Origin of the sequence: Paenibacillus whitsoniae, assembly GCF_003955665.1 — a bacterium.
GTDB lineage: Bacteria > Bacillota > Bacilli > Paenibacillales > NBRC-103111 > Paenibacillus_E > Paenibacillus_E whitsoniae.
Window position 1 is genome coordinate 1 of sequence record NZ_RXHU01000017.1, and the last position, 12,951, is coordinate 12,951.

Annotated in this window: 5 protein-coding genes; all 5 read right to left on the minus strand. The window is 48.1% G+C overall.

All coding sequences use genetic code 11. From position 1 onward, the window contains the following. On the minus strand, positions 1-1,058 hold a 1,058-nt coding region (locus EJQ19_RS06560; protein WP_126140409.1), incomplete at its 3' end, for a GerAB/ArcD/ProY family transporter. Beyond that, positions 1,006-2,664: a spore germination protein gene (locus EJQ19_RS06565; RefSeq protein WP_126140451.1), complete on the minus strand. Its 1,659-nt coding sequence runs from the start codon at positions 2,662-2,664 to the stop codon at positions 1,006-1,008. The genes EJQ19_RS06565 and EJQ19_RS06560, both read right to left, overlap by 53 nt. A gap of 253 nt (positions 2,665-2,917) precedes the next feature. Continuing rightward, a complete protein-coding gene (locus tag EJQ19_RS32950; RefSeq protein ID WP_126140410.1) occupies positions 2,918-7,507 on the minus strand; it encodes a family 43 glycosylhydrolase in 4,590 nt (1,529 codons plus the stop codon). A 114-nt stretch (positions 7,508-7,621) separates the two neighbouring features. Continuing rightward, positions 7,622-9,298 (minus strand): S-layer homology domain-containing protein, encoded by a 1,677-nt coding sequence (locus EJQ19_RS06575; protein ID WP_126140411.1) that lies wholly within the window; start codon positions 9,296-9,298, stop codon positions 7,622-7,624. A 75-nt stretch (positions 9,299-9,373) separates the two neighbouring features. Beyond that, complete coding sequence (locus EJQ19_RS32795) at positions 9,374-12,853, minus strand: carbohydrate-binding protein (protein WP_126140412.1); 3,480 nt, start codon at positions 12,851-12,853, stop codon at positions 9,374-9,376. Positions 12,854-12,951 lie beyond the last annotated feature (98 nt).

The following is a 12,951-nucleotide window of genomic DNA, read 5'->3' on the forward strand; positions in this document are numbered from 1 at the left end:
ACAATAAATAAAAAGAATGGATAAGCAATGGTGAAAAATAGCCCGCAGCGACCGACAATTTGAATGGTTTCATACATCTGCATCAAATTAGGTGAAAGCATGGCAATAACGTAAATAAAAGGAATTAGGAAAAAGGCGAACATTTTATGGTCTCGAAGGCGAAGCAGCTGTGTTGAGAAATAAATAGCTAAATAATACGTAGACAACAATGTCGTAAACACAGCCGTCACCCACACTGCAAGAAATGCACCGTCCAAGCGCTCCAGGATATTGGCGGGCAGTGATGTCGTCTTGGCTAATTCCAAGGTAGGCCATACTAATTTTTTTATTTCCTCAGCTCCGAATACGCCAACCGTAGCAATCACAATGAGGAAATAGAGTGACCCGGCGATTGCCATCCCTATATACCCGGCAATCATGGCTCTTTCCGGCCGCCTCATCGCAGGAATCACGATGGTCATGACAAAAGAGCCCTGAAATAAAGCCGCCATCGTAAGAATCCCCCCTGACAGACCGCTGGGTTCATTTCCCCAAAGGGGCAAGAGGTTGATTAATTGTGCATTTTTCAGGGAAAGCACGACAATCAGGAGTCCAGGAAATACGATAACCGGGAAATAAAAATGGTGAAAGTACGTAAAAGTCGTAATATCTACACGAGAGGAAATCGCTGCAAGCAGCAGCATGACGATGACCGTCACCTCCAGCGGTGTTTTGGTTAAAACGGAAGTCACAACAACTTCCCCGAATTCACGTGACGCCAGCGCTGTGAGCAAGCAAAAAAACATGATAATCAAGATGCTAAAGCCGCGTGCCGCCCATTTACCAATCAAGTCCTCGCTGTATTCAATAATGGATTGCGTAGGAAATCGCATGCCAAGCTTTGTTAACAGCCATAGGCCTAATAACCCCACCAGAAAACCCAGTAAAGTTACAAGAGGCGCTCCGGAATCCGCAGCTCGGACAGCGAAAAGCGAAAGGGCTAATACGCCCACGCCAATAATTGTGCTAATCAGTATGATCGCCGCTTGAATGACCGTGATCTGGCGAGAATGTTCCATCGTTTTCATGCCTCCTTGGATTTCTGGCTTTCGATGGGTCTAAGGTGTTAATTGGGACATCATTTTTAATGTTTTTTTTCGTTTCTTCTCCAAGACGAGTGGCATTTGGGGGTTGCAATAATGCGGGTCTCTTGGGCATGAACCAGAGCGGCAGCCGTACGAGCGTATCTTTCATCCCTTGAAAATTCCCTGGCACTACCGGACTCATGTAAGGAATTCCAAACGATTTTAAGGACAACATATGGTTGGCAATCAGAATTAATCCGATCATCACCCCGTATAAACCGAATATGCCTGATAAAATCACAAGTGGGAAGCGCAGCAACCGGAGAGCAAGGGCTGCATTGTACGCGGGTGTGGCAAAAGAACCGATCGTGGTCAGGGCGATGATAACAACCGTGATCGGAGAAATAAATCCTGCTGCGACCGCTGCCTGTCCTACGACAAGTACGCCAACAATGGAGAGCGCTCCGCCGACTTGCTGCGGCAGCCGCAGTGTCGCTTCCCTTAATACTTCCATGGAGATCTCCATGATCAATACTTCAATGACGGACGGAAAAGGTACTCCTGCTCTGCCTCCCGCTACTGCTACGGCAAATTCGGTAGGGATCAGCTCCGGATTGAACGAAATCAGGGCCACATATAACGACGGGAAAATCAGTGAGAAAATCAGCGCAACCAACCGTGCCAACCGGATGAAACTGACGAGAAGATACCGTTCAGAGTAGTCCTCGACGGTTTGATAAAATTGACTGAATACCGTAGGCAGGATGAGCGCAAACGGGGATCCGTCTACGAGCAAGACAACCCTGCCCTCCAGAAGATTGGCGACCGCTTTATCGGGTCGTTCCGTGTTCTGAATTTGCGGAAATGGGGATAAATGGTTGTCCTCGATAAACTGTTCCAGGTACCCAACGTCCAGAACGCCATCTATATCAATTAAGGATAAGCGTCTGAACACTTCTTCTACGAGTGCTGGATTCACAATGCCGTCGATATAGCAAAGCGCCACTTTGGATTTCGTAATACGTCCGATTCGAATCGTTTTTACCTTCAAATCTGGCGTTGGAAGCCGATAGCGAAGCAAGGCCAAATTGGTACCCAGCATTTCGATAAAGCCTTCCCGGGCTCCACGGATAACCTGTTCCGTTTCCGGCTGTGTGATCGACCGTTTATCAACATGGCGTGTACTGAAAACAAACGCATCTGCAACCCCGTCAACTAGGAGAACGGTATTTCCTTCCACAATAGCTTGAATGATTTCATGCAAATGAGTTTCTGTTCTTCCTTCACACGCATACAGTGTATCGTTCAAAAGAAACTCCTTCATTGGACGGCTTACGGCTATATTGTAATCCAAAGATGACGTTGCCATTAATGGTTTTAAAATGTGATCGTTCATGTACTGCTTATCGATCAAGTCTGGAAAATACATGACGACAGCCGGTTGATTACCAAACATGCACAATCGACGTATAATAAAATCGTCATTTTCACCGAGTATCTTCTGAACGAATGCCAACGTTACTTCGAGCTGGCTGTTGACCCTTTCCTCTTCTTTCGCATCTAATTGATGATGAGCAGGCGGTACTTTTCGGGGGGCCATCTGAGGATGTTGACTTCGGGCTCCATGTCTTGACCGCAGCTTATACCAACTCCAAATCGCCATCCCCATTTCCTCCTGTAAGTATGCTTATGATCATTGTAGGGTTTCGTTTTCCATTCATTTCCTTGGATGTATTTTTAGCTATATTTAAGATTTTATGCATGCAAATGGTTATCTCTCTTTTACTTCCACATGATAGAAAAGATGGGAGACATGTGTCTCCCATCGACGATAACTAGCCTATTTACATGAATTAATTCAGTATTTTGGTTGCCACGTACGCGAGATCCATAATATCGATCTTATTATCGTTGTTCACATCGGCTGCTTTAGCAGTTGCCCAGTCTGCGCTCGTGGAATTTTTACCATAATGGTAAGCGACCATCGCGAGATCACCAACATCAATGTGTCCGTCTTTATTCAGGTCTGCCGATACTTCTTTCACGACGGCCGCCTTGAAGGTATCCACTGCGTTAGCCAGCACGGTTACTGCACTGTCAACTTGGACTTGCGACGAATTCTGGCTATCCTTGACCGCTTTGGCTGCGGTGAGGGCAGCGCTCAATGCGTCTTTGGCAGCTTGCGGGTACTGACCCGGCAGCGTACCGACTACAGCTGTGTCGTACAGACTTTGTGCATTTGCAATCGCTGCTGTCAATGCCGTCTTATCGACGACGATATCAATACTGCCAACCGCAATGCTTTTGCTGCTCAGGGTCGCATCGATAACTGTTCCTTCCGGAGCAATCCCGAGCTTGACCCCGCTTGCTGCAATGGTTCCCGTCGTGTTCTGAACACCGGCCTTGACTTTGAAAGTCAGATTCAGCACCGGTGTGCTCCCCCCGGTTACCCCTCCGATGCTTGCCGCAAGGAGCCTCACTTTGCCGACCGCCCTTTTGTCCTCGGTGACAATCTGAATGTTGCCGTTCGCGCCTGCCGCGCTGACATAGTCAAACACATTGGCATCATAAGACAAGGTGATGTCTTGGGCATATACACTTTGCGTCAGGTTATCCAAGCTAACGGCTACCGTAAAGCTGCTTCCTGCCTTCACGCTGCTGTCTGCCGAAATGGTGGCTGCCGCTCCCTTAGTATCCGGCCATACAGGATCTGTCGTTGCACCGCTCGTGGTGAGATAGATTCTGTCGATAATCAAGCCAGATTCCCTTCCCCATACGTTCAATTCATGCACACCTGCGGTGATAGTGAGCGGCGTGCCGCCAGTTACAAGCGTACCGCCATTACTGAGATTGATCCATCTGAACTGACTGTTGCTCACATTCTGAATACCGTTGGAAGTGAATTTATAGGAATTATCCACTCCAACGTGGAGAGAGTCCGTTTGGAAGCTGTGACTCTTGGCAAGAACCCAGATATTGTAGGTGCCTGTCGTCGGAAAGTTGATCTTGTAATTCAGTCGGGAACCGGCAGCTAGGCTGGCTGCATCCGTGCCTGGTGTGACAGAAGTACCATCATCTGGCGTAAATTGCATCGCTTTTGTGGACAATCCGTCAACTAGCGTCCATGTATGACCATTGGCCGTGCCATAAACGTAGGCATTCGCGGTATTCTCTACTGCCGCTTCTGCCTCAATTGCCATGAAGGTAGGCGAATTGAAATTAATCGTATAAATCGCGGTCTGTATACCTCCCCCGCTAACCGTCACGATCGCTTTGCCCGGTACTGCAGTTGCTTGCGTGATCGTGACATTTGCATTAGGATCGTTCGGCACTGCGGTAATACTCGGTGGGGTTGATCCCGGAGGAACATCCAAGGTATAGCTGAAAGTACTTGGACTGAACCCTGGTACTTGCGCCTGATTTACTTGAAGAGATTTTAAGCTTGTATCATAGGTCGAACCTGTCAACTTATCGTTTACGTTAAAATAGTCAAAGTCAACGTAACCGCCTGTAGATTTGGTTGCATAATTGAACAGAGCAAAACGATAGCCCATGAAATGCGGCAGCGTATACGACATCTGAAGTGTATTTCCGATAGCGGCCCAACGCTCGCCGTCCAGACTGAAATAGAAATTCGCTTTGTCAGTCCTATTCTTATAATCAAGCTCGGTTCTTAAATAGATGATGTCCTGCGTGAGAGGGATACTCGCCATTTCTGAAGCGGAGCCTGAACTGCCGTTCACCATGACAACAGATTTTCCAGTCCCCGTCATTTTGACACCAACAAATCCATAGTTTTGCTGGAATGCGGCAATTCCCGCATAATCGCCATCTTTCATGTGGCTGACGTCCATTGCGATCGTTCCTGAGCTTTCCGGCCCGAAAGTTCTTTGTGTCAGGGTATTTCTGGCATCAAGCAGACTCGTGCTCGTTCTTCCTGTTGTAAGTCGTAGATATCCCGGCCGATCGGTAAGCGACCAGAATCGATTGTCCGGATTATGGTTCCACTGCCATACAAGCGCAAGGTTAGAGCCATTATCGTCATTTTCTCCACCTGCTACTGCGGTATGATAGGCCCCGACTTTGCCTGTTCTCTGATCAAAGCTATCCGACGAAACCCAGGATCTAGAAAGTAAGGCAGGAATCCCGGTATCATTCACATCTCCGAATACGGGCCATCCATCCTGACTCCAGGTCATCGGGACGATGTAAGGGATACGACCCACGGATCCATAATCCTGGAACAACATACCGTACCAGTTTCCATCGGCAGCTTGAACAATTCCTCCTTGTGCGATACCGGCACTATTGGAAGTACTGCCCGATCTTAAGGCAATCTTACCTTCATAGGTGCCGTCTATTGCATCAGCCCTGTGGACTAATTCCGTACGAATGCTCCCTGAAGGCCATGATATATTGAAGATATAATATTTACCGTTAATTTTATGAATGTGCGAACCTTCAGCTCCAAGACCGCCAGAGCCTCCGGGAGCGCTTGCATTTTGAATGATCGTTTTATTCATTCCGCCTGCTTTGATCGCTGTCGCATCCGAAGTAAGCTCAATAATCTTGATGGCGCCACTGCCATAAACGAGATAGACGCGTCCATCATCGTCAAAGAGCAAGGACATGTCGTGATAAACGCCGCCGGCGAGCTCATACTTCTCCCATGGGCCTTTTTCAATATCAGCCGTTTGGAAAATATACGTTTTACCCAAGTCGTTGGAGGCAAACACAACATAAAACTTGCCGTTATGATATCGAATGGAGCTGGCCCACGAACCTTGACCGTATATATTCTGGCCATTGGAAAGCGTCTGCTTATCATTGGCAGCGAGAATATCATAGACATAATTCACGATCTCCCAATTAACGAGATCCTTCGACTTCATAATAGGGACACCCGGGTTCATGTGCATCGTCGTACTGGTCATATAATACGTATCATTGACCCTGATCACGTCAACATCCGGTACATCCGCCCAAATGATTGGGTTCTTGGCGCTTGGCGTGTACACATCCGCGTAGAATGTCGTCACACTTTTACCCTTCAGCGTCGCTTGGAAATTTGAAGCCCCATCCAAAGAAGTGTTTCCCAAATTGGCTATATTTTCGGTTGCTGATGTTCTATACATCGAATACGAGCGAATGGCCTTGCCAGTAACGTTAAAAGCCAGTGCTGTATCACTGTCATTGTCATTAATGGCAACGATAACCAGTTTTCCATTGGACGGATCTTTATAAGCAGTCGTATAAATGCCAGGGGCGGGTGCCGCATCCGAGTCTATTCGTTTATACCCCGGTCTGATAAATCGGCTGTACTGGCCAAGTGTAAACAACCTTTTATTGAAATCATAACTTGTAACCGCACCGCTGTCATTGGTATGCAGGGTAACCAGCGCGCCTTTATCTCCGATCGCATTCACACTGTCTTTGGTAGCATTCCAAAGCCACCAGTAGTTAAATGCATTGACTTCCGCTACCGTCATATCCTTATGAATCATTTTCGCCCAATACAGGCCATCTCGGATCGTTGTATCATTGGGGTCGCCTACGGACGCTTCCGTCACCCACAGTTTTTTGTTGTATTGCTTTGTTTGGGACAACCACTGTGCGCCAAGATTAGGATCTTGTGGATTGACGGCGTATTGATGGACGCCAATAATATCAACACGTTCCCTGCTATCGGCATCATGTAATGTAGGCACAGCCAGCTCCTCGCTAAAATTAAGCCCCTCCGGCATGATTAATTTGGCGCTCACGCCCTTTTGAGCAAAGGTTGGCTTGAGATAACCCTTGATGAAATTATGAAAATCATCGGCCGTCCATGTGCTGGATTCATAATTGGGCGCCCAGTTCGGTTCATTCTGGATAGAAACTGCCGATAGATCGATGCCTTTGTTGGTCTTGAATCCGTTTACATAGTCGGCCAAGAAATCAGCATAGGCTTGGTATTTGTCCGTTCGCAGCTTTCCGCCGATTTCCCCGTATGTTCCTGTACTGCCAGATTTCATAAAAGGGGGTGGCGTCCACGGTGTCGTGAAAAATTGATTGACATTATAATCCGACTTCACTTTATTAAAGAGCCAGGTCGTGCCGTTAATGTCCCAATTGTTCCAATTCCAAACGCCTGATTCGGTTACGATATCATAAGGAAGACGATTTCTAACCATACTGAGCCCTGCGCCGTTCGAGGTGCTGAAAAGTGCATCCAGGATTTCCTTCTGTGCCGGATTCGCGAGATTTTGCACAATGCCGGTTGACCATGCGTTAGAAGCGCCAAACCCGTCAATTTCCTGTTTCTCACTGGTGTAATTTATCGTAACGGTCGGTACGGTAGCAGCATGGGCGCTATTTTGCGCAACGAGCATGGATGTTGCAATTAGACTGAAACACAAGGGGATTGTCAAAGTGGCTCTTGCAAAGTCTCTTTCTTTTCCCATTTCCTCACTTCTCCCCTCTTGAACCTAAATGTTCACAAGTATAAATCGAAAGGGGGACAACCGTCCCCCCCTTCGTCTTTGAATGAATGCAATTTCAACGCATTGGCGCCCTCATCATCGCAATGCTTGATAGAATCTGTATATCACCGCTGCAGCTTGCGCTCTTGTCAATTTGCCTTTGGGATCGAAATATCCCTCTGATACGCCTTCAATCAAGCCGGCTTGTTGGACAGCTGCAACAGCATCCCTAGCGTAAGATGAGACCTGATCCTGATCCAGGAATTTCGCAGGAGTGAGCGTTGAGTGAGCAGTTCCAGACTTCCTTGCGTTTAAAGCCCGATACATAAAGACAGCCATATCTTCACGACTGATCTCATCCTTCGAACCAAAACTGCCGTCATCTTTACCTTGAACAAGGCCAAGTTTTTGGGCTGAAGCAATCGAACGATAAGACCAATCATCCAAAAGGACGTCTGTAAATGTAGCCGTAGCTGAGGAATCTTCAGCGTCGATGAGCCCCATCAACATTTTCACGAACTCCGCTCTTGTTACATCTCCGCCCGGAATAAAGTAGCCCTCGCTTCTACCGTTTATTACTTCGCGAGCCGCCAGACCGAATACGGCCTCATTCGCCCAGTCGTAACCGGTCATGTCACGAAAATCAACCTGGGCATGGCTCACCTTGTACCTGCCCAATTGATCAGGCTGGAACTGAACTGTGCCTGTTGAGGCATCGAATTGACCATTCCTGACAATTTTCACCTTGCCATCTTCCGTTATCGTATGAATAACGACTTGGTAAGGCTTCTCGTTCAAGCCCAGTGCATAGGGGATATTGACCTGAATACTTTTGGGGGCAAAGCTTGTGATCGGGCTGCCATCAAGCAGCAAGTTCACATCGTAAAGAGGCTGCTTATCCACTTTCTCGATCAACAGTTGCAAATTGGAAGTTTCCGAAAGCGTCCTGTTATCAAGCATATCCCGAGAAATGGTAACCGCTGCAAGATCGGACTCAACACTCAACGTCTTGATTTTCCCCGAATCGGAACTAAGCTGCTGGACTTGCTTCGCCGGCAAATTCAATTGAATTTTCTTTACCTCGGCGCCAGATTTAATTCTGACTGTGACCGTTTCATCGGTAGAATGCTTACCCGCGTCAAGGAGGTCATTCGCCCCTGCTTGAATTGAGATGGCCCCTCGGGCATCTGGCGATGCATCAAAATGAAGTACGGATGTGCCAGAATGGCTTGGCGAAGACGGATTTCCCGACGGTTGTGATCCAGACCCAGAGCCGGGAGAACCTGAATTCGAATTTACAACGGCTATAGTTGTTCCACTGCCTATGCTTCCGTTGGTCTTATTTAACGCGCTATCGATCGGCATCAATGCGTTTAGAGAAACAGAAGCCGTCCCTACTTTTTTAGTTCTAAACGTAAAGGTAAATAGATCTTTATCGCCTGTGATCCCCGGCTTATTGCCTGTTAAAGTAAATACAAGCCGGATCGTATTTCCTTGCACTTTCGGCTCATGCACGTAGGCCTGATTGTCTAGGAAGCTTGTGTAGCCTGTGTATTCCAATAGCTGTTCATCGTACATTATCTGCATTTCAGCCGCATACAAATCGGTGAGTGCTTCGCCTTTTACGGCAATCGAAACACGATCTCCCACCTCAACACGTGCAGCTGAAGCGTGTAGTACATATTGATCCGTTACTTGGGCTCCTGCCGAAATCGGAAGTTGGGTAACCATGAACATCAGCGCTAAGAGGAAAAATTGAAATTTACGTCTCATCTTCACGATCCCTCATTGTTAGTTAGGATGGGAGACATCTGTCTCCCATCGACGAATGCAAGTAATTTACAAGATTTAGTTAAGGATTTTGGAGGCTACATACGCAAGATCCATAATATCGATCTTATTATCGTTGTTCATATCCGCTGCTTTAGCTGTTGACCAGTCTGCGCTCGTGGAATTTTTACCATAATGGTAAGCGACCATCGCGAGATCCCCAACATCAATGTGTCCGTCTTTATTAAGGTCTGCCGATACTTCTTTCACGGCTGCGGCTTTGAAGGTATCCACTGCGCTGCCCAGTACAGTTACTGCGCTGTCAACTTGGGCTTGCGACGAATTCTGGCTATCTTTGACCGCTTTGGCTGCGCTCAGGGCAACACCCAGTGCATCTTTAGCCGCCTGCGGGTATTGACCCGGCAGCGTACCAACGATTGCAGCATCGTATAGGCTTTGTGCATTCGCAATCGCCGCTGTCAATGCCGTCTTATCGACGACGATTTCAATACTGCCTACCGCAATGCTCTTGCTGCTCAGGGTCGCATCGATAACCGTGCCTTCCGGAGCGATCCCGAGCTTGGCCCCAGTTGCTGCAATGGTTCCCGTCGTGTTCTGAACACCGGTTTTGACTTTAAATGTCAGGTTCAGTACCGGTGTGCTAGGCCCCGTCACTCCTCCGATACTTGCAGTGATGAGTCTCACTTTGCCGGCCGTCGCTTTGTCCTCTGTGACAATCTGAATGTTGCTGTTCGCGCCTGCTCCACTGACATAGTCAAACACGTTGGCATCATAGGACAAAGTAATATCCTGCGCATACACACTCTGTGTCACGTTATCCAGACTTACAGCCACCGTAAAACTGCTTCCTGCCTTCACGCTGCTGTCTGCCGAAATGGTGGCTGCCGCCGCTTTAGCCTCCGGCCATACAGGATCTGTCGTTGCACCGCTCGTGGTGAGATAGATTCTGTCGATAATCAAGCCAGATTCCCTTCCCCATATGTTCAATTCATGCACACCGGCGGTGATAGTGAGCGGCGTGCCTCCAGTTACAAGCGTACCTCCATTACTGAGATTGATCCATCTGAACTGACTGTTGCTCACGTTCTGAATACCGTTGGAAGTGAATTTATAGGAATTATCCACTCCAACGTGGAGAGAGTCCGTTTGGAAGCTGTGACTCTTGGCAAGAACCCAGATATTGTAGGTGCCTGTTGTCGGAAAGTTGATCTTGTAATTCAGTCGGGAACCGGCAGCTAGGCTGGCAGCATCCGTGCCTGGTGTGACAGAAGTTCCATCGTCTGGCGTAAATTGCATCGCTTTTGTGGACAATCCGTCAACTAGCGTCCACGTATGACCATTGGCCGTGCCATAAACGTAGGCATTTGCAGTATTCTCTGCTGCCGCTTCTGCCTCAATTGCCACGACGGTAGGCGTATTGACACTTACACTGATCTGTGCCGTCGCAGCATCGCCCAAGGCTCCCTTGAAACTTACGGTAACCGTCGTTGTTCCGCTTGCTTTGGCAGTAATGGTGCCATTGGATACATCGGCAATGCCAGGATTTGGATTGCTATACGTTGCTGTGTTTGTCACATCCTCCGTATGTCCATCCATATACTCCGCTGTCACCTTAAATGTTGCTGTCTTACCCGCATCCAGCGTAGCAGAACCATTGTTAACCGTAATGTTCTTCACTGTCAGTTCGCTGTTCAAGTCTTTAACCAGCATATTCAGCGTATCCGTTTTTCCGCCATAGCTGACATCGATACTGGTCGTACCATAGCCAACACCGGTGACAACGCCGTTGCTGACATTGACAATGCCGTTTTGAGCAGGTGTCGCAACGGCCTGCGCAGTCACATCTGCACTTGTTCCATCGGCGTAGATTGCAGTCACCTTCATCGTTGCGGTATTGGTGCCAAAAACAGTATCAATCTTTTGTTTATCGATGGACGCATTAATTGCCGCAAGATCATGAGCGGCACTCTTGGGTCCGAACTGCCAGTAATCCACTTTGAACAGATTGCCTGTGGATGCTCCCCTGTATACCATATAAAGATCATGGACGCCTGTTGCGCCGGAAACATTGGTAGTTTTTACCTGCCAACTATTCGCTCCGCCAGTGTTGGAAATGGGCAGCGTGCCGATCAAGGCGCCAGTTGCACTGTCCAGATGCAGTTCAATGGTTCCGCCATTGGAATCACTGGCTACATTCGCAGCAAAGGTCCCTGCGCCTGCGCCAAAATCCACCTTGGAAACTGCTGTCCAATCCCCTTCGTTAATGCTGGTTACATCCAGATTGACGTCGGGTACCATGCCTCCCGGTTGGGTAGTCGTTTCCGTAGAAATGCCGCCGTTCCAACCGATCGTTTCCGCCTCTACCCGCGTGTAAGGGTCCAGATTTTTCAATTGTGGAACGCCTGAGTAATCGCCCGTAATATTCTGAATCACACCGTCTGCATCAAAACTAACTTTATTAATATGCGTGTTGCGGTACCCATGCGATTGACCGCCCATTTGCGGATACAAACCACTTTCAGCCATTGCTTTCGCTACAGTTTGCGCATGGTAAGTGACGTACCACTGGCCGTTGAATTCAAAGATCGCATGGTGATTGTTGCCGCCAACGCCAAAGAAGGTTGCAGGATTCGGCAGGATAGTTTTAACAAAAGTAAACGGCCCCATCGGGTTGTCACTGACCATGTAGCCAATTGCCCCTGTAGGTATATTTGCCGGATGGCCGCCAGAGAAGTTCGTGCAATAGGAATAGTAGTATTTCCCGTTGTATTTATGGATACCTGAATCCTCAAACAACCATGGCGGATTAATGCGTCCTAGCGTTCCGCCGCTAGCCGTCAGATCCAAACTGATCATATCCGCTCCAAGCTTGGCAACACGTGCGGTTCCCGGGTCAGCATCTTTTCCTGTCGGAACACCGCCGCCAAAATATAAATAGCCGCTTCCATCATCATCAACCAGTACGGCCGGGTCAAAAAGCCAAGTCACATCACTAGCCCCAGGCGTACTTCTACTGACCAATTGCTTTCCAAGTGGATCTGTCCAGGGGCCGATCGGACTATCCGCTGTGAGCACACCTATGCCGCTTCCATTATCCGCAAAATAAAGGAAGAATTTCTCCTTGCCATTGATCGTTTTATGTGCAGCCGCCGGCGCCCAGGAGTTGTTTGCCCATTTGGCCGCACCTTGTGGACCGGCCGCAAGAATTTCCCCGTGATCTGTCCAGTTCACCATATCGTCGGATGAAACAACCGTAATTTTATTGATCAATCCATAGCCATTGTCTTTCACTGTTCCGTCAGCATTATACTCAAATACGTCATTGGTCATATACACATAAACTCTGCCGTTGTAAACCATTGCATATGGATCTGCGCCAAACTTTTGCGTGAATAACGGATTGGCGTTTCCAGGCGTTTTGGCCATCGCCGGCGTTAGCGTCGGTGTTGCAGCCTGTGCCCGTTCCGTAACTGGACTTAATGTGATGGCAAGTGCGATTGCCATCGAGGTTGCCATCAGCTTCTTCCAAATTTTCATAGAATAACCTCCACCTTCTTACTTGATTAAATGACTTCAACTGAGCCTTATTTACTGCTCTTCCCAATTCACGCTACAAGCAATCACCTCCTCTCGGC